The 23,782-nt window shown below is 68.1% G+C and carries 17 protein-coding genes and 1 tRNA gene; 11 read left to right on the plus strand and 7 right to left on the minus strand.

Annotation, left to right across the window (positions count from 1 at the left end; genetic code table 11):
* The 4 genes from KVS69_RS03995 to trxA form a co-directional block, all read right to left on the minus strand.
* A partial coding sequence (locus KVS69_RS03995; protein WP_217537104.1) for a hypothetical protein occupies nt 1-602 on the minus strand: 602 nt, incomplete at its 3' end.
* Nucleotides 603-838: 236 nt separating this feature from the next.
* Nucleotides 839-2,479, minus strand: a complete 1,641-nt coding sequence (locus KVS69_RS04000) for a CHASE2 domain-containing protein (RefSeq protein WP_217537107.1) — start codon at nt 2,477-2,479, stop codon at nt 839-841.
* Nucleotides 2,476-4,140, minus strand: coding sequence for a FecR domain-containing protein (locus tag KVS69_RS04005; protein ID WP_217537109.1), 1,665 nt, complete (start codon nt 4,138-4,140; stop codon nt 2,476-2,478). Before KVS69_RS04005 ends, KVS69_RS04000 begins: the two co-directional genes overlap by 4 nt.
* Nucleotides 4,141-4,279: 139 nt before the next feature.
* Nucleotides 4,280-5,137, minus strand: coding sequence for a thioredoxin (trxA, locus tag KVS69_RS04010; RefSeq protein WP_217537111.1), 858 nt, complete (start codon nt 5,135-5,137; stop codon nt 4,280-4,282).
* A gap of 120 nt (nt 5,138-5,257) precedes the next feature.
* On the opposite strand from trxA, the gene KVS69_RS04015 reads away from it, so the two are divergent.
* The 8 genes from KVS69_RS04015 (at nt 5,258) to KVS69_RS04050 (ending at nt 12,328) form a co-directional block, all read left to right on the plus strand.
* A complete protein-coding gene (locus tag KVS69_RS04015; protein WP_217537114.1) occupies nt 5,258-5,869 on the plus strand; it encodes a DUF998 domain-containing protein in 612 nt (203 codons plus the stop codon).
* Between the two features lie 190 nt (nt 5,870-6,059).
* On the plus strand, nt 6,060-8,699 hold the full coding sequence (leuS, locus tag KVS69_RS04020) for a leucine--tRNA ligase (protein ID WP_217537117.1): 2,640 nt from the start codon (nt 6,060-6,062) through the stop codon (nt 8,697-8,699).
* A gap of 96 nt (nt 8,700-8,795) precedes the next feature.
* Complete coding sequence (gene lptE / locus KVS69_RS04025) at nt 8,796-9,428, plus strand: LPS assembly lipoprotein LptE (RefSeq protein WP_210130788.1); 633 nt, start codon at nt 8,796-8,798, stop codon at nt 9,426-9,428.
* A 28-nt stretch (nt 9,429-9,456) separates the two neighbouring features.
* Nucleotides 9,457-10,494, plus strand: a complete 1,038-nt coding sequence (gene holA, locus KVS69_RS04030) for a DNA polymerase III subunit delta (protein ID WP_184126479.1) — start codon at nt 9,457-9,459, stop codon at nt 10,492-10,494.
* 5 nt (nt 10,495-10,499) lie between these two features.
* Nucleotides 10,500-11,165, plus strand: a complete 666-nt coding sequence (gene nadD / locus KVS69_RS04035; RefSeq protein ID WP_217537120.1) for a nicotinate-nucleotide adenylyltransferase — start codon at nt 10,500-10,502, stop codon at nt 11,163-11,165.
* Between the two features lie 97 nt (nt 11,166-11,262).
* Nucleotides 11,263-11,658: a ribosome silencing factor gene (gene rsfS, locus KVS69_RS04040; protein ID WP_184126665.1), complete on the plus strand. Its 396-nt coding sequence runs from the start codon at nt 11,263-11,265 to the stop codon at nt 11,656-11,658.
* Nucleotides 11,659-11,723: 65 nt separating this feature from the next.
* On the plus strand, nt 11,724-12,194 hold the full coding sequence (gene rlmH, locus KVS69_RS04045) for a 23S rRNA (pseudouridine(1915)-N(3))-methyltransferase RlmH (RefSeq protein ID WP_068853546.1): 471 nt from the start codon (nt 11,724-11,726) through the stop codon (nt 12,192-12,194).
* 57 nt (nt 12,195-12,251) lie between these two features.
* Nucleotides 12,252-12,328 (plus strand) — tRNA-Asn (locus tag KVS69_RS04050).
* A gap of 767 nt (nt 12,329-13,095) precedes the next feature.
* On the opposite strand, the gene KVS69_RS04055 is transcribed toward KVS69_RS04050, so the two are convergent.
* The 3 genes from KVS69_RS04055 to KVS69_RS04065 all read right to left on the minus strand — a co-directional run bounded on the left by KVS69_RS04055 (nt 13,096) and on the right by KVS69_RS04065 (nt 17,700).
* Nucleotides 13,096-15,924, minus strand: a complete 2,829-nt coding sequence (locus KVS69_RS04055) for a TonB-dependent receptor (RefSeq protein ID WP_217537123.1) — start codon at nt 15,922-15,924, stop codon at nt 13,096-13,098.
* 182 nt (nt 15,925-16,106) lie between these two features.
* A complete protein-coding gene (locus KVS69_RS04060) occupies nt 16,107-16,763 on the minus strand; it encodes an energy transducer TonB (protein WP_217537125.1) in 657 nt (218 codons plus the stop codon).
* A 202-nt stretch (nt 16,764-16,965) separates the two neighbouring features.
* Nucleotides 16,966-17,700: an SIMPL domain-containing protein gene (locus tag KVS69_RS04065; RefSeq protein WP_068853543.1), complete on the minus strand. Its 735-nt coding sequence runs from the start codon at nt 17,698-17,700 to the stop codon at nt 16,966-16,968.
* A 130-nt stretch (nt 17,701-17,830) separates the two neighbouring features.
* Between KVS69_RS04065 and KVS69_RS04070 the strand changes: the two genes are divergently transcribed.
* From KVS69_RS04070 to KVS69_RS04080, 3 genes are read left to right on the plus strand one after another with little or no spacing between them, the layout of a single operon-like run.
* Complete coding sequence (locus KVS69_RS04070; RefSeq protein WP_217537128.1) at nt 17,831-18,412, plus strand: Maf-like protein; 582 nt, start codon at nt 17,831-17,833, stop codon at nt 18,410-18,412.
* Complete coding sequence (gene rng / locus KVS69_RS04075) at nt 18,405-19,892, plus strand: ribonuclease G (protein WP_068853541.1); 1,488 nt, start codon at nt 18,405-18,407, stop codon at nt 19,890-19,892. The genes KVS69_RS04070 and rng overlap by 8 nt, the downstream gene beginning before the upstream one ends.
* Before the next feature lie 45 nt (nt 19,893-19,937).
* Nucleotides 19,938-23,777, plus strand: coding sequence for a YhdP family protein (locus KVS69_RS04080; RefSeq protein WP_217537131.1), 3,840 nt, complete (start codon nt 19,938-19,940; stop codon nt 23,775-23,777).
* Nucleotides 23,778-23,782 lie beyond the last annotated feature (5 nt).

Genomic DNA, 23,782 nt, shown 5'->3' on the forward strand with positions numbered 1-23,782 from the left:
CACCGCCGTGCGTCGTGATCAAAATTGAAGTTCGCGCGCCCATCATCCCTGCTGAAGAAGGACAACTCTGCAAGGATCGGCCGCGCGTCATCCAGCATGTACTCGAACCTTAATAGCTTCCCTGAGGATGTGGACGTGTTCAGAAACTGTAGGCGAGGAAGGGTCGCCAGAAAGCGATGCACGTATTCACGGGCCGTCGCATGATGTGGATTCAATGAAGAGAGATGGTGTCCCCACAGGTAGCTGTGCCGCCTGCCATGCTCGGTGCCCGGCGCAAGCAATCTGACGTCTTGGATCGATGCCTTCATGTCACCGCTGTATCCGCTGTACAGAGCCATCATTCCCAAGAACTGACTCTCTACCCAGTCTTCGGCTGCAAACGATTCGGCGACCAGTAGCTGCCCAGTTCTAACCACGTTGTACCCGAATATGGACAAGTTTTGCGCGTCATACACATAGTGACGCCCAACCCCCTGCGCCAATGCCACCTCCTCCATCTCATCCGGCGTGCAGTAGTAGCATTTGTACGCAATCGGATCTTCGTCGTTGGCGACCGCCTGCATCGGCATCGCCGCCAGCAACAACCACAGCATCTTCTTCATGGTCCAGCTCCTTGCCAACCCGCACACGCGGGGTAGGCGAAGTGGAGCAGCTGGGGTGATGGCGGGGTATAGGAATTCAACGAACGCGCGTGTCGTGAAATCACTTCGGCAACGCAGTGCCGGAATGAGTGTGACGAAGTGCATGCTTGAATGGCTGATCGCGTCTGGAACGCTAGAGCCACGCCCTGCGTGGCTGTGCGGTGCCGGAACGTAGAGCAGCCACGCAGGGCGTGGCTCTACGCGCTGTTGTCCGTTTCCATGTCGCCGGTGGCGTAGCCATCGCGGCCTGCGGCCTTGGCGCGGTACAGCGCTGCGTCGGCGCCTTCGAAGTAATGACGCGGCTCGCTGCCGGCATCGGGGATGTGGGTGTACAGGCCCACGCTGAGGGTGATCTGCGCGTGCGGCTGCAGTCCGGGCGACAGGTGCATGCCGCGCACGGCGGCGATCAGGTCTTCGACCACCTGCACGGCGCCTTCCGACGTCGTATCGGGCAACACCAGCGCGAACTCGTCGCCGCCAAAGCGCGCGGCCATGTCGCGCGGGCGCCGCGCATGCGCGCGGATCTCGTTGGCGATCCGGCGCAGCACCGCATCGCCGGCATGATGCCCATGCAGGTCGTTGTGCTGCTTGAAGTGGTCCACATCGATCAGCACCAGGGTCAGCGGGCGACCACTGCGGCGGCCGGCATCATGTTCCTGCTGCAGGGTCTGTTCGAAACGCACGCGGTTGCCCAGCCCGGTCAAGCCATCGCTGTTGGCCTGCCGGCGCCACGCGGCGATCCGCCACAGCACCCACGCGCAGATCACGGCCAGCATGCAGGTCAGCGCTGCAGCGGGCGCGAACCACAGGTGGCCGGCACGCAGCAGCGCGAAGCTGGACAGCAGCGCCAGCGGCAGGGCCAGCAGGGCGCTGGCCACCGCGCGCGGCAGGGTCAGGCCCAGCGCACACAACGCCACCAGCAGCCCGCTCAAGGCTGCCTGCCATGAGGGCGCCAATACGCTGATCACATTCCCGGAAAGCAGCATCGACGCCACGTTGGCCTGGTATTCGGTGCCGCTCATCCAGCGCTCGCGGGTGGTCGGGGTAAGCAGGCGCGGGGTGATGCCGCTGGCGGTCATGCCCACCAGCACCAGACGGTCGTGCAGTATTTCCGGCGCGACATCGCCGTTCAGCACATCCGCGTACGACACCTGCGGGAAGCGATCCGGCGGGCCGGCGAAGCGCACGCGCACGTAGTGGTTGCGGTGCCATTGGTAGGGCGCGTCATGCCGTGGGCGGGTATCGATCAGCCCGGGCAGCGTTCCGCGCGTGTTGGCCAACGCCAACCCCAGCGCAGGCCAGTGCGGTGAGCCGATGCCCGCAGTGAGGTACAGCCCGCGGGTGACGCCGTCGGCCTCAACCTCCACATCGCTGTGGCCCAGCATCGAGGCGTTGGCGGCGATCAATGGAATCGGCAGTAGTTCCTCGGCCATGCGCGGCCCGCTAGACGGCGCGGCCAGCACCGGCAGTACCACATGCCCATTGCGGCGAATCGCCGCCGCCAATTCGGCATCCTGCGCGCTGTCCTGGCGGTCCGGTTCGGACAGCAGCAGGTCCAGCACCACGCGCTGGCTGCCGGCTGCGGTCAGGCGGTCCAGCAGCCGCGCATGGGTCGAACGCGGCCACGGCCACTGGCCGAGCTGCTGCAGGCTGCTGTCGTCGATGGCCACCACCAGCAGGCGCGGATAGGGCGTGTATTCCCAGGACCCGACGTAGGCGTCGTAGATCGCTTCATCCTGCTTCCAGAACCACTGCCCGTGGCTGGCTGCCGCCGCCAACGCGCCCACCAGCACCGCGAGCACGATGCGCCGGGGCCAGGAGAGCGTGAGCGGCCTCACAGCAGCAGGAGCAGCAGCAGCGCGCCGGCACCGGCGCCATAGCAGGTACGACAGGGCAGCGCGACCTGCTGCGCAGGCGAGAACGGGCCGGCGTAGCCGTCGTCATCGATCGTCTGCACGCGCACGTGCAGGGTGCCGTGCCATGGCCGCCTGAGCGTGACCTCGGGTTGGTCCACCTGCTGGTCGAGCAGCGGCTGGGTGAAGTCGCCACGCTTGTCCAACTGCACGCGGTAGCGCTGGCCGGGTTCGCCTGCCTGCCAGCGCAGGGTGAGCTGGCCCTTGGCTGCCTGCGGCGGCTGCAGGCCGGGGTCCACTGGCGCGTCACTGATGCCCAGCGCCACCGGCTGGCCGAAGCGGCCGCGGTGTCCGTTGCCGTCGCGCGAGGCCACGCGCCAGAAATAGTCGCCGGGGGGCAGGTCTTCGGCAGCACGCACGCGGGTGCCGCGTCCTTCCTGCTCCAATACCGGCTGCAGGAACTGCGGCTCGGTGGCAACCTGCAGCACGGTGCTGGCGGCGCCTTCCACCTGGCTCCACTCGAAGCGCGGGCGCGGGCTGGCCATCGTTTCGCCATTGACCGGGCGCACCGTGAGCGGCGGCGCCGGCTGGTCGCGCACTTCGAAATCGGCCTGCGCATCCAGGCCTTCCACGCCATCGGCACTGACCGCACGCACCAGCAGCCGCAGCAGGCCGGGGGGCAGGTCGGGCACGGTCATGGTGGTGTCGGCGGTGTCCCTGGCGAACACGAGGATCTCCGGCTGATCGGCGCGCACTACTTCTACCCGGTACTGGGTGGCCTGCGCTACTGTTTCCCACGCAATGTGGGCCGGTAGTGGGTCCAGGCGCAGTCCAGTGCGGGCCATGACAGGGGCGGGCAGCAGCGCCTCGGGCATGTCGGGACGGGCGTCCAGCGCCCGGCTGCGGGTGGCCTGGCCGTGGGCAACCAGTCGCTCGCCGCGCCGGTTGCCGACCTGCACGCGGCCTTCCAGTACCTCGGTGGCGGCCATGCGGCCCTGACCGCCGGCACTGACCCGGAACTGCGTGCCGCGCACGCTGCTGGTCGCGGTCGGGGCATCGATGATGTAGCGCGACGCCGGGCCCTTGGCGGGGGTGACCCGGTTGCTGCTGCGGCCCTGTTCCAGGCGCAGGCGGGTGTCCACCATGCCGGTGTGGCCGTAACGGCTGAGCTGGTCCAGGCGCAGGTGCGAGTTCTCGCGCAGATGCAGGCGCGAGTCGTCGGCGAAGGCGAGGGTCACGCTGGCCTCTGCCCCGGTGATCAGGTGCGTGCCGATGCCCAGCCGTTCGCCCTCCACCACAGGGCGCAATGCGCCGCTGTCGCCCAGCCGGGCCTGCACGGCGCCGCGCACGGCCAGCACCCGGGCGGGCGCAGGCTGCACGCGCAGCCAGGCGATGGGAAACCGGAGCGGAGTGCCCGGGGGCAGCCGGTAAGGGTCAGTGACGCGGTTGTGCGCCTGCAGGTGTGCCCAGGGCACATCCGGCTTGAGGTAACGCCCGCCCAGGTCCCAGAGGGTGTCGCCGGGGCGGACCCGGTAGGTCCAGTCCTGGGCCAGCACGGGGAAGGCGGACAGCAGCAGCGCCAGCAGCGTCAGCAGGCGGATCGAACGGGCGCGCAGGCGCGGGAAGCGGGTCGAACTCACGGTCATCTGTGCCCCTGGAGGCGGGGCCGAGCCGTAGGGCCCCCATGGCCAGACCGCATCCCCCCGAATGGATCGCGGTCGAAAGTTAGACCGCGATCACATTATTGACCGCTGCCGGTGCAGGGATTCTGAACGGCGGACGCGATCAGAACACCAGCGCGGCCATCGAACGGCGGTAGCGACCGACCAGCGCGGCGTCGTCGATGACCTTGAAGGCATCGATCAGCAGTCTGCGCGGCAGGTTGTCACTGTAGCTGCCGTCTTTCCGCAACATGGCCAGGAACTGCTCAAGCGCGGCCTCGTCTTCACCGCCCAGCAGCTGCTGCACCCCACGCAGGTGGCGGGCCTGCAGGTCGCCGCCGTCGGCCGCGATGCGCGCGTCCAGCTGCTCCGGTGCCGGGGCGTCCTGCAGGGCCTTGGCGAAATCCAGGCGGGCGCGGGCGCGCACGGCGCGGTCGTCGGTGGACAGGTTGGCCGGCAGCGCATCGATCAACGCGCTGGCTTCGGTGGTGGCGCCGGTCTGCAGCAGGGCCAGGGCCAGGTCGAGCTTGAGCTCCTCCTTGTCCGGCTCGGCGGCAATGCCGGCGCGCAGCACGTCCACGCGGGCCTGCGGATCCAGTGGTGCGGGCTCGTCAGCCGCAGCTTCCGGGGCGTCGGCGGGGCTGATGCCGTGCTGGGCCAGGAACTCGCGCAGCTGGCCTTCGGGGATCGCACCGGGGAACCCATCCACCAGCTGGCCGCCCTTGACCAGGAACACCGTGGGCACCGAGCGGATCTGGAAGGCCGCCGCGATCTGCTGCTCCTTGTCAACGTCGACCTTGGCCAGCTCGAACGCGCCGTTGTACTCGCCGGCCAGCTTTTCCAGCATCGGGCCCAGGGTCTTGCAGGGCTCGCACCAGGTGGCCCAGAAATCGACCAGTACCGGGGTCTGCAGCGACTTCTGCAGCACCTGTGCTTCGAAGGTTTCGGTGGTGGCGTCAAAGACGTGGGGCAGTTCGCTCATGGTCGGAAGATCAACGATAAAGATGTACGCAGTGTATGGTGCCGGCGATATCGAGAAGCAACCCCAATCGGTCGGCGTTGCCCTATAGGCGATGGCGCCACGCTGGCGGAGAATGGCCGCATGAAGACACTGCAACGTTTCGATCCCCTGCTGGGCGCCTTGGCTGCGGTGCTGTTCCTGGCCTCGGTGCTGGGCTTTGGCGCGGTACTGCCGGGCTACCTGCCACTGGGTCACCCGGTGGCGCTGCTGGGTGCGACCGGGGTGCCGCACGCGGTGGCCTTCGACCTGCTTGGCTTCGTGCTGCCCGGGCTGCTGGCCGCGGTGGTGGCCCTGCGCCTGCTGGCGCGGGTGCCAGTCACCGCGCCGTGGACGATGCGGGTGGGCGGGCAGATGCTGGTGCTGTCCGGGCTGGCCTTCGCCGCGATGGGCGTGCTGCCGTTGGATCCCACCGACATCCAGAGCCCGGCCAGCCAGTTCCACGCCAGCGCGTGGATGGTCTGGGTGCTGGCGTTCGTGCCGGGCGCACTGATGGCCGGCTTCGGGGCGCGGCGCCTGCCGGGCTGGGGGCGGCTGGCGGCACTGCACGTGTCTGCGGGGCTGGCCGTACTGGTGGGTGCCTTCGTGCTGCAGGCGGTCATTCCGGCGCCAGTCGCGCAGCGCGTCGCCTTCGTTGCCTGGGCGGTGTGGCTGGCGGCGGCGCTGCCAGTGGCCAGCAAGGTCCGCCACGACTGAACTGGCGGATTCGGCCGCAATCCACGCGGGTGCGCGCGCGGGATGACCGTTGTAGATAATCCGGAAATGGGTAATTCCTTGATTTATCAACGGGATGCCAATCCAGTCCTGTATCCGTAGGGGCGACGATTGGAGCCGTTTGCCGCACTGCGGTACGCTGTGCCGCTTTGCCGCCGCAACTGTGTTTTCCATGACCAGCGTCGAACCCAACGTATACGATCCGCAGCAGGTTGAATCCGCCGCCCAGAAGTTCTGGGACGCCACGCGCGCCTTCGAGGTGAACGAGGCTTCGGACAAGCCGAAGTACTACTGCCTGTCGATGCTGCCGTACCCGTCGGGCGCGCTGCACATGGGCCACGTGCGCAACTACACCATTGGCGATGTGATCAGCCGCTACAAGCGGATGACCGGGCACAACGTGCTGCAGCCGATGGGGTGGGATGCCTTCGGCCTGCCGGCCGAGAACGCGGCGATCAAGAACAAGACCGCGCCGGCCAAGTGGACCTACGCCAACATCGAACACATGCGTGGGCAGTTCAAGTCGATGGGCTACGCGATCGACTGGTCGCGCGAGTTCGCCACCTGCACGCCCGAATACTACGTGCACGAACAGCGCATGTTCACCCGGCTGATGCGCAAGGGCCTGGCCTACCGCCGCAACGCGGTGGTGAACTGGGATCCGGTCGACCAGACCGTGCTGGCCAATGAGCAGGTCATCGACGGCCGTGGCTGGCGCTCCGGCGCGCTGGTGGAGAAGCGCGAGATTCCGCAGTGGTTCCTGCGCATCACCGATTACGCCCAGGAACTGCTGGACGGCCTGGATGAACTGCCGGGCTGGCCGGAATCGGTCAAGACCATGCAGCGCAACTGGATCGGCCGCTCCGAAGGGCTGGAGATCCAGTTCGACGTGCGCGATGCCGACGGCAGCGCGCTGGATTCGGTGCGCGTGTTCACCACCCGCCCGGACACGGTGATGGGCGTGACCTTCGTGTCGATCGCAGGCGAGCATCCGCTGGCCCTGCATGCGGCGAAGTCGAACCCGGCGCTGGCCGCGCTGCTGGCCGAGATGAAGCAGGGCGGCGTGTCCGAGGCTGAACTGGAAACCCAGGAAAAGCGCGGCATGGACACCGGCCTGCGCGCGGTGCACCCGGTCACCGGCGCCCAGGTGCCGGTGTGGGTGGCCAACTTCGTGCTGATGGGCTACGGCACCGGCGCGGTGATGGCCGTTCCCGGGCACGACCAGCGCGACTTCGAATTCGCCAACAAGTACGACCTGCCGATCCGCCAGGTCATCGCGCTGAAGTCGCCGCGCAAGGACGAAACCGCCTACGACCCGCGCAACTGGCAGGACTGGTACGGCGACAAGACCCGCGAGACCGAGCTGGTCAATTCCGACGAATTCGATGGCCTGGATTTCCAGGGCGCCTTCGAGGCGCTGGCTGAACGCTTCGAGCGCAAGGCCCAGGGCCAGCGCCGGGTGAACTACCGCCTGCGCGACTGGGGCGTGAGCCGCCAGCGTTACTGGGGTTGCCCGATTCCGGTGATCTACTGCCCCAAGTGCGGCGCGTTGCCGGTGCCGGAAGAGCAGCTGCCGGTGGTACTGCCGGAAGACGTCAACTTCGTCGGTACCGGTTCGCCGATCAAGGCCGATCCGGAATGGCGCAAGACCACCTGCCCCGATTGCGGTGGCGCGGCCGAGCGCGAGACCGACACCTTCGATACCTTCATGGAATCGAGCTGGTATTACGCGCGCTACACCTCCCCGGGCGCCCGTGACGCGGTGGACAAGCGCGGCAACTACTGGCTGCCGGTGGACCAGTACATCGGCGGCATCGAACACGCGATCCTGCACCTGATGTACTTCCGTTTCTTCCACAAGCTGCTGCGCGATGCGCGCATGGTGGACAGCAACGAACCGGCACAGAACCTGCTGTGCCAGGGCATGGTCATCGCCGATACCTACTTCCGCCAGAACCCGGACGGGTCCAAGGACTGGATCAACCCGGCCGACGTGGACGTGCGGCGCGACGAGCGCGGCCGCGTCACCGGCGCGGTGCTGATCGCCGATGGCCAGCCGGTGGAGATCGGCGGCACCGAGAAGATGTCCAAGTCCAAGAACAATGGCGTGGACCCGCAGGCCATGGTGAGCCGCTACGGCGCCGACACCGTGCGCCTGTTCTCGATGTTCGCCGCACCGCCGGAACAGTCGCTGGAGTGGAACGAAGCGGGCGTGGACGGCATGGCGCGCTTCCTGCGCCGGCTGTGGACGCAGGTGCAGAAGCACGCGGACGAGGGGGTTGCCCCGGCGCTGGACCTGGCGGCGCTGACCGCCGAACAGAAGGCGCTGCGCCGCAAGACCCACGAAACCATCGGCAAGGTCGGCGACGACTACGGCCGCCGCCACAGCTTCAACACCGCCATCGCCGCGGTGATGGAGCTGATGAACGCGCTGGCCAGGTTCGATGACAGCTCCGACCAGGGCCGTGCGGTCCGCCAGGAAGCGCTGCAGGCCACCGTGCTGCTGCTCAACCCGATCACCCCGCATGCCAGCCATGCGTTGTGGCAGCTGCTGGGCCATGGCGAAACGCTGCTGGAAGACCAGCCGTTCCCGCAGGCCGATGCCGGCGCGCTGGTGCGTGATGCGGTGACCCTGGCCGTGCAGGTCAATGGCAAGCTGCGTGGCACCATCGAGGTGGCCGCCGATGCCGCGCGCGACCAGATCGAGGCACTGGGCCTGGCCGAGCCGAATGCGGCGAAGTTCCTGGACGGGCTGACCGTGCGCAAGATCATCATCGTGCCGGGCAAGATCGTGAACATCGTGGCGGGGTAAGCCCCGCTCTACGTGCTTCGTTCACGCAGGGTCGGGCATCGTATCGGCATCCAATTTTCTGTTGCCGGCTTCGCCCGGCTCCTCCAGACTGTGAACATGACCCGATTCCTGCTTGCCCTTGTTCTTACCGCTACCCTCGCCGGCTGTGGCTTCCACCTGCGCAACAAGCTGATGCTGCCGGCCGATACGGCGGCGGTGAAGGTGGTCTCCACGGCGCCCTACAGCGAACTGGCCAAGCTGCTCCGGCGTGGCCTGCAGGCATCGGGCGCGACGCTTGCCGACGCCGACAGCAAGGAACCGGCTGCGCAGCTGCAGGTGTTGTCCGAGCGCTGGGGCGACCTGCCCATCGCGATCGATGCCCAGGGCCGCGCACAGGAGTTCAGCCTGCGCTACGCGGTGATCTTCGTGTTCCGTCGCGAAGACGGCAGCGACCTGGTCCCGCAGCAGGTCATCGAGCTGTCGCGCGACTACGTCTCGCCGCCGACCGATTCCACCGGTACCACCACCGAACGCGAGATCCTGGCCGACGAACTGCGCCGTGAGATGTCGGCGTCGATCATGCGCCGCATCGACAGCGTGGTGCGTGCCGAGCTGGAGCGCGGGCGGCTCAACCCGCCGGCCAAGCCGACCACCGATCCGGCAGCGGCGCCTGCCGGCGTGCCGTCGACCACGCCGTCGACCACGCCTCCGGCCGCAGTGCCGGCCGTCAAGCCGCCGCAGGGCGGCTGACCGGCCCGCCCGGCGGACCGGCCGCACGATGGAACTGCGCCCCGAACAGCTTGCCAGCCAGCCGGCCAGCCAGGCCCTGGCGCCGGTGTACCTGATTGCCGGGCCTGAAACGCTGCGCGTGCTGGAAGCGGCCGATGCGGTGCGTGCGCGGGCCCGCGCCGACGGCATCAGCGAACGCGAAGTGTTCGATGCCGACGGCCGCGATTTCGACTGGAACCAGCTCGACGCCACCTTCAATGCCCCCAGCCTGTTCAGTGCGCGCCGGCTGGTGGAGCTGCGCCTGCCGACCGGCAAGCCGGGCAAGGAGGGTGGGGAAGTCATCAGCCAGTTCTGCGCCAACCCGGCGCCGGACGTGATCCTGCTGATCACCTGCAACGAATGGAGCAAGGCGCACCAGGGCAAGTGGGCCGAGGCGGTGAACCGCGTCGGCGTGCTGTCGGTGGCCTGGGCGATCAAGCCGCACGAGCTGCCGGACTGGATCGAACGTCGCCTGCGCCAGCAGGGCCTGCGCGCGGACCCGGCCGCCGTGCAGCGGCTGGCCGAGCGGGTGGAGGGCAACCTGTTGGCGGCCGCGCAGGAAATCGACAAGCTGGCGCTGCTGGCCAGTGGCCAGACCCTGGATGTGGACACCATGGAATCGCTGGTGGCCGACGCCGCCCGCTACGACGTGTTCCGCCTGCTGGAAGCCACGTTCTCCGGGCAACCGGCGGCGGTGCTGCGCATGCTGGCTGGGCTGCGCGGCGAAGGCGAGGCGGTGGCCGCGCTGATGCCGATGGTGATCCGCGAGATGCTGTCCACCGCCGCGCTGGCCCGGGTGCAGGCGCGCGGTGGCAACCTGGCGGCCGAAATGAAGAGCCGCGGCATCTGGGAATCGCGCCAGGCGCCGTTCAAACGCGCGCTGCAGCGGCACCCGGAAGCCAAACGCTGGGAGCGCTTCGTCGCTGAGGCCGGGCTGGTGGACCGCATGGCCAAGGGGCGCGCCGACGGCGATGCCTGGCTGGGCCTGGAGCGGCTGCTGGTGGCCGTGGCCGAAGCGCGCGCGGTACGCCTGCTCGCCCGCGCCTGAGCCCCGTGGGCCTGCGCATCCATTACGGTGGGACCTTCGACCCGGTGCACCTGGGGCACCTGGCCATCGCGCGGGCGGCGCGCGACCAGTTGCAGGTCGCCGTGCGCCTGCTGCCGGCGGCCGATCCGCCGCACCGGCAGGCCCCCGGTGCCAATGCCGCCCAGCGGGCGGAGATGCTGGCGCTGGCGATCGGCGATGAGCCGGGACTGCTGCTGGACCGGCGCGAGCTGGAACGCGCCCAGCGCCAGCCGGCGACCCCTTCCTACACCGTCGACACGCTGCGCGAGCTGCGTGCCGAGCTGGGCCCGCGCCAGCCCATCGCCTGGCTGGTAGGCGCCGACAGCCTGCTGGGCCTGCCCAGCTGGCACCAGTGGGAGGACCTGTTCGAGCTGGCGCACTTCATCGTGGCCGACCGCCCGGGAAGCTCGCTGGAGCAGGCCCTGCCGGCCCCGCTGCAGCAGGCGCTGGAGGGGCGTTGGGCAGACACCGACAAGGCGCTGTTCAGCGCCCCCGCAGGGCGCGTGTTGCGCCTGCACGCCCCGCTGCGCAACGAATCCGCCACGGCCGTGCGGGAGCGGATCGCCGCTGACGGGGACTGGCGCGGGCTGCTGCCACCTCCGGTGGCCGATTACATCGCCCGCCATGGCCTGTACGGGGTCCGTACGCCGTGAACACGTTCAGCTCCTCCGCCCCGTATAATCGGCCCCACATTTATCGAGTCTCCCTGCTTTGAGCGACCAAGCCCAGCCCCAGACCATCAAGGTCACCATGCCGAACCCGGCACCGTCCACCCAGCAGCTGCTGGAGTGCGTGCGCCAGGCCACCGAAGAACTGAAGGCCAGGGACGTGGTCGAGATCGACGTGATCGGCAAGTCCAGCGTCACCGATTTCATGGTGATCGCCTCGGGCACCTCCAGCCGCCACGTCAAGTCGATTGCCGACGAAGTGGTCAAGTTCGCCAAGAACCTCGGCATCATGCCGCTGGGCGTGGAAGGCGAGCGCGAAGCCGAGTGGGTGCTGGTTGACCTGGGCGACGTGCTGGTGCATGTGATGCTGCCGCGCGTGCGCGAGTTCTACGCGCTGGAGCGCCTGTGGACGGTGGGCGACCAGCCGCCGAGCCTGCTCGACGAGGGCGACGAAGAAGACGACTACGCTGCGCGCTGAGCGTTGCGCACGTGGTGACGACAACGGCGCCGGGTGGCGCCGTTGTCATTTGAAGGAGCATGACGATGAAAGCCAGGCTGATCGCCACCGGTGAACGCGCGCCCAGCTGGGTGGCGCAGGGTTTTGCCGAGTACCAGAAGCGGCTCTCGCACTGGTTGCCGTTCGAGCTGGTGGAAATCGAGCCGGGCCTGCGTGGCAAGGGACGCGATGCGCGTCGCGCCACCGAGGACGAAGGCAAGCGGGTGATCGCCGCGCTGCCCAAGAACGCGTATGTGGTGGCGCTGGATGTACCGGGGAAGCAACTCAGCTCCGAGCAGCTGGCGCAGCGCCTGGAGCACTGGCGCGGGCAGGGCAGGGACCTGGCGTTCCTGATTGGCGGCCCGGAAGGGCATTCGCCGGAGGTATCGGCGCTGGCCGACGAGAAGTGGTCGATCGGCCCGCTCACCCTGCCGCACATGCTGGTGCGGCTGGTGGTGGCCGAGCAGCTGTATCGCGCAGCGGCGATGCTGGCCAACCACCCCTATCACCGCGCGTGAAGAAATTCCGCGCAGACGGGTTACAAGCTGCGAAAAACTGGTTACAATTTGCACCCCGCCCGAATAGCTCAGCCGGTTAGAGCACTTGACTGTTAATCAGGGGGTCGTTGGTTCGAGTCCAACTTCGGGCGCCAAGTTTTAATAGCCTCGCAGCGATGCGAGGCTTTTTTTTGCGCGCATGTCCAGGTGCATCGCTGTTCGCGATCACGGTCACGCGAAAGAAGGCCCGGACATGCCCGGGCCTCTTCGTTCACACATTAGTGCCAAGCTGGATATGTCCATTGGCGTGCGCAGGGCCGGCAGCGCTCCGGTCGGACGGGCTTGCAGCCGGGAGTGATTTCGACGGGTAGCCCCCTGCACGCAGGAGCAGGTTTATCGAAGGCAGTGCCTGCTCCAGGGTCTTTGCCTGTCCAATCCTCGTAAGTGCACTGCTGACGTTGAATGACTGCATCTGAGTAGTGAGGCGGGGAATCTCTCTTTCACGGCAGACGTCATTGCCGCTACTGCGGAGCAGGCGAGCGTCAAGATCGCGCCTGATGTCGTGGATGTCAGGCAACACGATACGCGGGGGTTCAGGCAGCGACGGCACCAGGGCCTCGAAGACTCCCGATTTCATAAGCGCATCAGGCGGGTTGTGAGCGCCGATGAATGTCGGCAGTCGATGCGGGACGGCCTCCACGGCACGCACGGGAGGCGCGAACGCACGACGGGAGACGGCATCGGGAAGCGTGATGTTCTGTATACCCAAAGTAGGGGCCTTGCTGGAATGGGGCACAAGTGTCTCCGTCCCCGCAGCGCGCGACTTCCAGAAACAGCGCGTCGGCACCCTTCGCTTCTGCCCAGCGCGAACAGAAAACGCCCGGGCAATGCCCGGGCGTCGTCTTTCAGTGCTGTGTGTGGATCAGTTGAAGGTGTACTTCGCACCCACCGTGAAGTAACGCCCGATCGCGCCACTGAAGTGCAGCGGGTTGTAGTTCACCCCGCCGTAGGTGGTCGGGTCGAGCGGGGCGGTGCGGTCGAACACGTTCTGCACCGAAGCATTCAGTTCGAACGCGTCGGTGATGTTGTAGCGACCGGACAGGTCGAACGTGGTGAACGAGGAGATCTTCTCCACCGGCGTGCCATCGGCATAGAACGCGAGGTAGTCGCCACCGCGGCGGTCCTTGTTCTCCAGGCTGCTGATGTAGTTGACCACGCCGCTGACGCTCCACGCATCCTGCTTCCAGGTGGTGCCGAAGTTGATGCGGTCTTCGGGCGTGCCGATGCAGTTGGTCACGTCGCAGTTGCCGTGCGTGCCCACGTAATCGACCGTGTTGTCGCCTTCAGTGCGTTCGAACTTCAGCACGTGGCTCCACTGCAGGTCCATCTCCAGCTGGCCCGGGCCGACGTCGAAGGTCTGGCGGATATCGGTATCGATACCGCGCACCCGCGACGAGTTGGCGTTCACGTAGGCGGTATTCACCGCCAGGATGGTGCCGGTGCCGGGGATGCCGTTGATCAGGTCGGTATCGCGCAGCACGCTGCCGGCTGCGATCGCGTCGGCGGTGCTGCCCTGCGCGATCTCATTGGTGCGCTTGATTTCCCATGCATCCACCGTCAATGACGTGGTCGAGGTCGGCTGCAGCACGATGCCGAACGAATAGCTCTTGGACTCTTCCGGTTTCAGGTCCGGGTTCGGGCTGGTGATGATGGCCACCGGGCGCGCACCGCAATTGGTGGTCACGCTATCCGGCGGGCTGACAGCGCAGCGCACGGGATCGCGTGCGGTGGAGAACGCCGCCAGGCCGCCGTCGCCGTTTTCGGCAGGATTCGGCGCGCGGAAGCCTTCGGCGTAGGTGGCACGCAGCGCCACCCAGTCCACCGGCGTCCACTTCACGCCAAACTTCGGAGTGGCCTTGCCCTCGCCGCTTTCATATTTGTCGTAACGCACGGCACCCGACAATTCCAACTGCTCCAGCACCGGCGCGGACAATTCCACATAGCCGGCATAGACATTCTGGGTACCGTCATAGGCCGAGTAACCCAAGCCGATGATGTCGCCCTCGTCGGTGTAGGTCTGCGGGGTCAGGCTGTTGCTGGTCTTCCGCCACTCGGTACCGATCGCCAGGCCGAGCGGGCCGCCTCTGAGGTCCGTCAGGCTGCGCGACACGGTGAAGTCGAACATGTCGAGGCTGGACTTGGCGTTGGCCTGGATTTCCGGCGAAATGTAGTCGTAAAGCGCCTGCGAGTTCTGCCCGGCGTTGTCGCCGATGCGCCAGACGCCGCCCGCGCAGGCCGGGTCGCCCAGCGCGCACTGCACGGCGCTGTAGCGCAGGAAGCCGGTGCGCTTGTTGACCAGGTTGGTGCTCGAATGCAGGTAGGCCGTGTCGTAACCCCAATCGCCCCAGTTGCCCTTGGTGCCGACCAGGAAGCGGGTGAATTCATTGGTATTTGTAGTGACGCGCGGACCCACATCCCAGGCCGAGTAACGCAGTCGCGATGCCTGCCCGGGGATCGGGTTGTCCGGATGGGTCGGTCCTAGCACGGTGGCGTCCGGGCCACTGTTGGCATTGACGGGGCCCAGCGGGTAGCCCCAGCTGCCGGACACGCCGGACGGCGTGTTGCTGAAGACTGTTTCCTTCTTCGAGTAGCCGATTTCGGTGTAGATTTCGCCGCCTTCGCCGTAGGCGAAACTGGCGCGGCCGAACACGTTGACGTATTCCTCCTTTGGGCTCAGGTCGCGGTAAAGCTGGGCCGGGTTCCACAGGCAGCCGTCTTCGGCGATGGACGCGGCGGTCTGCCCGGGAATGGTGGTCAGGCCTTCGCAGCCCGGCAAGGGAACCAGGAAAGCCGGACTGGTGGCGGTCACGGCACGGTCATCGAACACCGAGCCGTTGGGACCGGCGCCGCCGCTGGTGCCGCCACCGAGGAATGCGCCGCCCAGGAATTGCGAATCCGGCGCGGAGATGCCCCACCGACGAAGGTCACCGGTGCCGATCCACTTGCGGTCCTTGCGGTCGCTGATCTTGATCGCATCGGTCTTGCCGACGTCCAGGCTGAAGAAGGCGTTCCAGCCGTCTTCGACGAGGTCACCGGTACCGGCGGTCAAGGTCGCCTTTTTGGCGTCGCCGTCGCTGTCGCCGGACAGGCCGTACGAACCGCGCAGGATCACGCCTTCGAAATCGCTGCGCAGGATGATGTTGACCACGCCGGCGATGGCGTCGGAGCCGTAGATCGCCGACGCGCCATCCTTCAGCACTTCCACGCGCTCCACCGCGTCCAGCGGGATGGTGCTCAGGTCGGTGAAGACCTTCTGGCCGTCATCGGCCAAGCCGTAGGTGGCCATGCGGCGGCCGTTCAACAGCACCAGCGTGGAGCCGGCACCCAGGCCGCGCAGCGAGATGCCCGCGCCGCCGCCGGCAAAGCCGTTGCCGAAGGTCTTGGGAATGGAGCCGGCGCCGTCGGAGGTGAGCGTCTGCAGGTACTCGGCCACGGTGGTCTTGCCGCTGCGGTCGATGTCCTGGCGCGTCACTACCTGCACGGGCGAGGGGGTTTCAGTGTTGGTGCGGGGAATATTCGACCCGGTGACCGTGATGCGGTCCAGGTTGGTGGCCTGGTCCTGGGCCAAGGCCGAGGAGGAGGCGAAGGCGCCGGCCAGCAGCAGCACGCCGCCAGCAAGGACCGAAGAAATGGAGTGGGCAAGCGGATTGCGACGGTTGCCGCTGTAGCGTTGTTGGATCGGGTGTTTCACAGCTTCTCTCCTGACTGGACAACCTGGGGTCTGGGCTGGGCGCCGTCAACGGATTGACGCGTCGGCGCCAATCTAGGTTTCCAACAGGTGACGTAAACGTGAAAAATTGCTTAATTCGCGCAATTGGTGATGGCCGTCAAAAAAGTGCGGGGTCCCGGGTTCGGGACCCCGCATCCCTGACGTTACTGCGGCAGCGAGAAGCTCACCGGGACCAGGCCCACGGCCGACACGGCCTGCCCGTTGACCTGGGCCGGCACGAAGCGCCAGTTGCGCAGCACCTGCTGCCGCGCAGCATGGTCCAGCGCCCGCGACCCACTGCTGCGTTCGATGGAGACGGAGGTCGGCTTGCCGTCGGCGTCGACCTGCACCCGCAGGGTGACCGTCCCCTGCTCCCCGGCCCGGATGGCGGCGATGGGGTAGCTCGGCGGCGGTGCGGTGCGGTACTGCAGCTGCGCGCCGTCACCGGAGGCGGCCGGCGCCGGCTCGACCGGCGCCAGGGTCGGCGTCTGTACGTCGCTGGCCGGCAGAGGCGGCACGGCCAGTACGTCGTCTGCGCTGGCGGTGGGCAGCGGCAGCGGGGCCACGCGCGGGGTGGTGGTTGGCGCACGCACCGGCACCGGTTCCTGTGGGGGGATCGGCAGCGGCGGCTCCGGTTGCGGCACCGGTGGGGTGATCAGGTTCACCACCGTCCGCTCGCGGGGCAGCGGGGCAGCCACGTAGGCGGCGGGAATCAGCAGCAGCATCAGGGCGAGCAGGTGCAGGGCCAGCGCGGTGCTCCAGCCAAGCACGCGCGGGACGTCGATTTGCAGCGGGACCACCGGGGGATGCGTACGGACCATGCGCCACTCTCCTTGCCAGATGTGCGTGCGGGAACATCAACGTGCAGGGGCCGGGGCCCCGCAATGACAGCAATACCGCAGCCCGGCGCGGGCCGGAAGGCAGGGGTGGCGTGGGTGTTTGGCTGCCGGTCAGGAACACAGCGGACCAACGGTCCGCTGCTACCGGGCGGGCTCACCGGCCCAGGTCGAATACCGGGCGGGCTTACCGCCCCAGGTCGAAGACAACGTCCAGGTTGACCGACACGGTCGACTCGCCCGGCGACACCGGAGTGGAAACATCGGCGGCCATCGGCGCGGCTGCGGCGCGCATCATCACCGGCCGGAAGTTGCCGCCGCCGCTTTCGGAGATGCTGACGATACGGCGCACGCGCAGCCCTAGCGACTTGGCGTAGGTCTCGGCGCGGGCCTGGGCCTTCTTCAGCGCGGCCAGGCGGGCTTCGTCATAGACCGGTTCGGGCTGGTCGATCTCGAACTGCGGGCCGTTGATCTGGTTGGCGCCCTGCGCGGCCAGCGCGTCGAGTACCTTGCCCAGCTTGGCGATGTCGCGCACCTTCAGGCTGACGGTATTGCTGGCCTGGTAGCCGGTGATCTTCGGCGCTTCATTTTCGGCGTAGCGGTACTGCGGGCTGAGGTTGACCCCGCTGGTCTGCACGTCGCGCTCGGCGATGCCGGCGGCCTTGATCGCGGCCAGCACCTTGACCATCTGTTCGGCGTTCTGGCGCATGGCCGTGTTGCCATCGGTGGCCTGGGTGACCACGCCGGCCGACAGCGTGGCCACGTCGGGCACGCGGCGGGCTTCGGCGTTGGCCGAGATGTTGAGCAGGGTGCTGTCGGCCGGGACGGCGATGGCAGGCGGGGTCTGGGCGTGGGCGGTCATCGAGGTTCCCAGGGCAAGGGACAGGGCAAGCAGCAGCGGGGACAGGGTCGGGCGGCGCATATGCATCTCCATGTGAAGGCGTTGAGGTTGGTGTCGGAGCGATGAACGTCTGGTGAGGTTTATCGGGGTTGATGACGATTCGGAGGCGTTGCTCGCGATTCAGACAGGGCCCGCAGGTTATGCTTCCGCGATGCTTTATCTCGCCTCTCGTTCGCCCCGACGAACCCAACTGCTGGCGCGCCTGGACCGACCGTTCCGCGCGCTGGACCTGGATGTGCCCGAAGTACGGGCGGCCGGGGAAACCGCCCAGGACTACGTGCAGCGCGTGGCCATCGACAAGGCCCGTGCCGGCTTGGCGCAGGTGGCCCACGACCCCGACGCGATGGTGCTGGGCGCGGATACCGAAGTGGTGCTGGACGGTGAGGTGTTCGGCAAGCCGGTCGATGCCGCCGATGCCGCCGCCATGCTGCGCCGCTTGTCCGGCCGCACCCACCAGGTGATGACCGCCGCGGCGCTGGTCGCCGCCGGCGCCGAACAGGCGGTGATGGTCGTATCGGAGGTGAGTTTCATCGCGCTGGACGAGGCGGCCATTGCCGCCTACGTGGCCAGCGGCGAACCGATGGGCAAGGCCGGGGCCTACGCCATCCAGGGCGGGGCCGAGCGTTACATCCGCCACCTGGGGGGAAGCTATTCGGGTGTCATGGGCTTGCCCCTGCAACAGACCGAGCAGTTGCTGCAGGCATTTGAATCGAAGGGAGTCGCCGGTGTCTGAAGAAATCCTGGTCAACGTCACCCCACGCGAGACCCGCGTGGCCGTCATCGAAAACGGCATGCTGCAGGAACTGCACATCGAACGTGGCTGGCGCCGCGGGGTGGTGGGCAACATCTACAAGGGCAAAGTGCAGCGGGTGATGCCCGGCATGCAGGCGGCCTTCGTCGAGGTCGGGCTGGAGCGCGCCGCGTTCCTGCACGCCAACGACGTGGTACGGCCGGCCCCGGTGGCCAGCCCCGATACCGAGGGCACCACGCTGCCGCCACCGTCGTCGGTGCCGATCGTGGAGCTGCTGCGCGACGGCCAGGACATCGTGGTGCAGGTGGTCAAGGACCCGATCGGCACCAAGGGCGCGCGCCTGACCACCCAGATCAGCATTCCCTCGCGCTACATGGTGCTGCTGCCGCAGTCCAAAGTGGTCGGGGTATCGGCACGGATCGAGGACGAGGCCGAGCGTGCCCGGCTCAAGACGCTGGTCACCGAACTGTCGGCCCAGCACGGTGGTTACGGCTACATCGTGCGCACCAACGCCGAAGGCCAGCCGGCCGAGGCGATTGCCGAAGACATCGCCTACCTGTCACGGGTCTGGAACGTGGTCGAGCGCCGTGGCCGCGAGGCGGCCCCGTGCAGCGTGATCTATGAAGACCTGAGCCTGCCGCTGCGTTCGGTGCGCGACCTGATCCGCAAGGACGTGGACAAGGTGAAGGTGGACTCCAAGGAGACCTTCACCCAGCTGCAGGCCTTCGTGGCCAAGTACATGCCGGTGCTGGCCGAGAAGCTGGAGCTGTACAGCGGCGACCGCCCGATCTTCGACATGTTCGGGGTGGAGGATGAGATCGGCCGCGCGCTGGACAAGCAGGTGCCGCTCAAATCCGGCGGCTACCTGGTGATCGACCAGACCGAGGCGATGACCACCATCGACGTCAACACCGGCTCGTTCCTGGGCCAACGCAACCTGGAGGAAACGGTGTTCCGCACCAACCTCGAGGCCGCGCAGTCGGTGGCGCGCCAGCTGCGCCTGCGCAACCTCGGCGGGATCATCATCATCGACTTCATCGACATGGATGACGCCGAGCACCGCCGCCAGGTGCTGCGCACGCTGGAGAAGGCGCTGGCGCGCGACCATGCCAAGACCACGGTGTATGAGTTCTCTCCGCTGGGGCTGGTGGAAATGACCCGCAAGCGCACCGTGGAAAGCCTGGAGCGCCAGCTGTCCGAGCCGTGCCCGGAATGCAGCGGGCGCGGGTCGATCAAGACCGCGGAAACGGTCACCTACGAAATCTTCCGTGAGATCACCCGGGCAGTGCGCCAGTTCGATGCCGCGCGCCTGCTGGTGATCGCCTCGTCCAAGGTCGTGGCGCGGATCACCGATGAGGAATCCTCGGCGGTGGCCGAACTGGAGGAATTCCTCGGCAAGTCGATCCGCTTCCAGGCCGACGAGCAGTACCTGCAGGAGCAGTTCGATGTCGTGCTGCTGTGACCTGAGCCGGCCCGCGCAGTGGTGCGCCGGCGCCTGCGGGACCCGATGAGCGCGCCGCTGCGCCTGCGACTGCGAAGGATTCGCCGCCATGCTGTCTATGCCATGGCGATCGTACTGGTCTGTGTGGCGGTGCTGGTGGGCAGCCTCAGCCAGGTGCTGCCGCTGGCCGAACGGCACCCGGACAAGGTGGCCGGGTGGTTGAGTGCGCGTGCCGGCCAGCCGGTGCGTTTCGACCAGCTGCAGACACGCTGGACCCGGCGCGGCCCGGTGCTGGCGTTGAAGGGCCTGCGCATCGGTGAAGGCGAGGGACTGCGCATCGGCGAGGCTGAAGTGCAGGTCTCGATGTATTCGGGGCTGCTGCCCGGCCGTTCGCTGACCGAGCTGCGCCTGCGCGGCCTGGCGCTGGTGCTGCAGCGTGCGCCCGATGGCCGCTGGTCGGTGCAGGGGCTGCCGCAACCCAAGGCCGGCGGCGATCCGCTGGATACCCTGCGCCGGCTGGGCGAACTGCAGGTCATCGGCGGCCGGCTGCGGGTGGATGCGCCGTCGTTGAATGTACAGACCGAACTGCCGCGCATCGACCTGCGGCTGCGGGTGAACGGGCAGCGGCTGGCGGTGGGTGCGCGCGCGTGGGCCGATCTCAAGGGCGCCCCGCTGACGGCCGTGGTGGATTTCGACCGTGCCCACGGCAACGGGCAGGCCTGGCTGGCCGCCGACCCGGCCGACTTCCGTGCGTGGTCGTCGCTGCTGCAGTTCGGCGGCGTGGCGCTGCAGCAGGGTACCGGCACGTTGAATGCCTGGGTGGACCTGCGCGACCGCCGCCCGGTGATGATCACCACCGATGCCGACCTGGCCGGCGTACAGCTGCGCGGTGCGCGCCTGGCCGATGGCGGGCGCCCGCAACTGAAGCTCGATACCTTGCAGCTGCGCGCGCGCTGGCGTTGGGTGCGGGGCGGCTGGCGTGCCGATGCACCGCGCCTGCGGATCGGCCTGGAAGGACGCACCGAAACGCTGGATGGGCTGTTGGTGGCCGGCGGCCAGCACATGGCGCTGGCCGGCGACAACATCGATGCCACCGCGCTGCTGCGCGGGCTGGCGTTGACCGATCGGATCGATGCCGGGCTGCGCAGTTGGCTGCACGACGCGGCGCCGAAGGTGCGCATGAGCCGCGTGCGGTTCGTCGGCGAGCGCGACGGGCCGCTGGGTTTTGAAGGCGAGCTGGAAGAGATCCAGTTCGCCGCCGCCGGCCACGCACCCGGCCTGGCTGGAGTGGGCGGCCATTTCGAGGGCGATGCCAACGGCTTCCGGCTCGACCTTCAGCCGACCCGGGTGATGCATTTCGACTGGCCCACCGGGTTCGGCGTGCGCCATGACGTGCGCCTGGCCGGCAGCATGGTGGGTTGGCGCGATGAAGGCGGCGGCTGGCGCATCGGCACCCCGGCGCTGCGCGTGCAGGGCACCGATTACGCCGCCGACGTGCGCGGCACGATGTGGTTCCAGGGCAATGGCACGCGCCCGTGGATGCAGCTGGCGGCCAAGCTCGACGACGTGCCGATGACCGCGGCCAAGCGCTTCTGGATCCATTCCAAGATGAGCAAAGCGGCCACCGACTGGCTGGATGCGGCGCTGGTGGGGGGCCATATCCGCGGGGGTATCGGCCTGGTGACCGGCGACCTGGAAGACTGGCCGTTCAAGGACCACAACGGTCGCTTCGAGGCGACCGGCCGCATCGACAACGGCAACATCCGCTTCCAGCGTGACTGGCCGACGATGGACAAGGTCGAAGGCGATATCGCCTTCATCGGCCCGGGCTTCGAGCTGCACGGCCGTGGCGACCTGGCCGGCGTGGAGGTGGACCACTTCGATGCGGGCATCGCCGATTTCGGCGCCTCCCAGCTGTACGTCAAGGCGGCCAGCCGCAGCGACGCCGGCGCGCTGCTGGCGATGCTCAAGCAGAGCCCGCTGCACAAGACCTATGCCGATTCGCTGGACAACCTGGCGGCCAAGGGCCCGGCGGCGGTGACCTTCGACCTGCTGCAGCCGCTGCACCACGCCGAGGGCGGCGGGCACCTGCAGGGCACGGTGGATCTGGACGGCGCCACGCTGTCGGACAAACGTTTCGACCTGACCTTCGAGGCGATGCGCGGCCAGGCCAGGTACAGCCAGGACGGGTTCGGTGCCGAGGCACTGGCCGTGCGGCACCTGGGCCAGGACGGCCAGCTCAGCCTGCGCGCCGGCGGTTATGCGCGTGACCCGCAGCATGCGTTCGAAGCCGAGCTGGCCGCGCGGATGGATGCCGGCCAGCTGCTGGACCGTGCGCCCGAGCTGGGCTGGCTCAAGCCTTACATTGAAGGGACGTCGCGCTGGACGATCGGGGTGACGCTGCCCAAGCTGGCGCCGGGCGGCAAGACCGCGCCGCCGACCCTGCTCACCCTGCACTCGGACCTGGTCGGCACCCGGCTGGACCTGCCGGCACCGCTGGACAAGCCAGCCGAGATGCCCCTGGCCACCGCCGTGAAGGCGCAGCTGCCGATGGGCGCCGGGCGCGTGGACGTCGCCTTCGGCGAACGGCTGGCCCTGGCCGCGCGGACCCACGACAACAAGACCGGCGTGCAGGTCACGCTGGGCAGCGCCACCGTTGACCGCGACCCGCCCGCCAGCGGGCTGGTGGTCAACGGCCGCAGCGGCTCGCTGGATGCCCTGGACTGGATCGCGCTGGCGCGTTCGCCAGGCGGGACGCCCGGTGCGGACCCGATGCCGCTGCGCCAGGTGGACGTGCAGGTCGGGCAGCTGCTGCTGGCCGGAGGCGTGTTCGCGCAGACGCGCCTGCAGCTGCGTCCGACTCCCACCGGCGTGGACGTGCGCCTGGACGGCCCGTCGCTGTCGGGCGACCTGAGCGTGCCCAATGCCGACGGCGCGGCCATCGTCGGCAAGCTGGACCGGGTGCACTGGCAGTCGCTGCCCACCCCCGTGAAAGCCCCGCCTGATGGCGCGCCGATCATCCTGCCGGCCGACGCCAGCTTGCCGGCGCGGGTGCAAGCCAGCGCCAACGACACCAACCCGGCAAAGATTCCGCCGCTGTCGCTGGACATCAACGACCTGCAGTTCGGCAAGGCGCGGCTGGGCCAGGCGGTGCTGCGCACGCGTCCGTTCGGCAACGGGCTGAGCGTGGACCAGCTGCAGTTCCGCGCGCCCAAGCAGGTGATCGACATCCAGGGCCGCTGGCTGGGCATGGGTGAGGCGGCGCGTACCCAGTTCCAGGTCAAGGTCGACAGTGAGGACCTGGGCGGACTGATGCAGAACCTGGACTACGGCGGCCAGCTGCGCGGCGGGCAGGGCCAGATCAGCCTGGATGCCGGCTGGCAGGGCGGTCCATCGGACTTCCAGCTGGGCGCATTGCAGGGCCAGATGCAGGTGCACGCACGCAACGGCCAGCTGCTGGAGCTCGAGCCGGGCGCCGGCCGCGTGCTGGGCCTGCTCAGCGTGACCCAGCTGCCGCGCCGGTTGATGTTCGATTTCCGCGATTTCTTCTCCAAGGGTTTCGCCTTCAACCAGGTGGAGGGCACGCTGGCGTTCGCCGACGGCATGGCCACCACCGACAAGGTGCTGATCGAAGGCCCGGCCGCCAACATCAGCATCCGCGGCCGCACCGACCTGCGCCGCCAGCAGTTCGACCAGACCATCGACGTCAATCCGCGCGCCGGCAACCTGCTCACCGTGGTCGGCGCCGTCGCCGGCGGTCCGGTCGGCGCGGCAGTGGGCGCGGCCGCCAATGCGGTGCTGTCCAAGCCGCTGGGCGAGATCGGTGCCAAGACCTACCGCGTGACCGGCCCCTGGGCCGAACCCAAGGTCGAAGTGATCGACCGCGACGACGCGCCGCCACGTTGATCCCG

Source organism: Stenotrophomonas sp. GbtcB23 (assembly GCF_019091045.1).
Taxonomy (GTDB): Bacteria; Pseudomonadota; Gammaproteobacteria; order Xanthomonadales; family Xanthomonadaceae; genus Stenotrophomonas; species Stenotrophomonas rhizophila_A.

What these genes read in the sequence shown, in the direction of transcription:
- KVS69_RS04005 (WP_217537109.1), bottom strand. Translation starts at nt 4,140, where the DNA reads ATGACCGTGAGTTCGACCCGCTTCCCGCGCCTGCGCGCCCGTTCGATC.
- trxA (WP_217537111.1), bottom strand. Translation starts at nt 5,137, where the DNA reads ATGAGCGAACTGCCCCACGTCTTTGACGCCACCACCGAAACCTTCGAA.
- KVS69_RS04015 (WP_217537114.1), top strand. Translation starts at nt 5,258, where the DNA reads ATGAAGACACTGCAACGTTTCGATCCCCTGCTGGGCGCCTTGGCTGCG.
- leuS (WP_217537117.1), top strand. Translation starts at nt 6,060, where the DNA reads ATGACCAGCGTCGAACCCAACGTATACGATCCGCAGCAGGTTGAATCC.
- lptE (WP_210130788.1), top strand. Translation starts at nt 8,796, where the DNA reads ATGACCCGATTCCTGCTTGCCCTTGTTCTTACCGCTACCCTCGCCGGC.
- holA (WP_184126479.1), top strand. Translation starts at nt 9,457, where the DNA reads ATGGAACTGCGCCCCGAACAGCTTGCCAGCCAGCCGGCCAGCCAGGCC.
- rsfS (WP_184126665.1), top strand. Translation starts at nt 11,263, where the DNA reads ATGCCGAACCCGGCACCGTCCACCCAGCAGCTGCTGGAGTGCGTGCGC.
- rlmH (WP_068853546.1), top strand. Translation starts at nt 11,724, where the DNA reads ATGAAAGCCAGGCTGATCGCCACCGGTGAACGCGCGCCCAGCTGGGTG.
- KVS69_RS04060 (WP_217537125.1), bottom strand. Translation starts at nt 16,763, where the DNA reads ATGGTCCGTACGCATCCCCCGGTGGTCCCGCTGCAAATCGACGTCCCG.
- KVS69_RS04065 (WP_068853543.1), bottom strand. Translation starts at nt 17,700, where the DNA reads ATGCGCCGCCCGACCCTGTCCCCGCTGCTGCTTGCCCTGTCCCTTGCC.
- KVS69_RS04070 (WP_217537128.1), top strand. Translation starts at nt 17,831, where the DNA reads ATGCTTTATCTCGCCTCTCGTTCGCCCCGACGAACCCAACTGCTGGCG.
- KVS69_RS04080 (WP_217537131.1), top strand. Translation starts at nt 19,938, where the DNA reads ATGAGCGCGCCGCTGCGCCTGCGACTGCGAAGGATTCGCCGCCATGCT.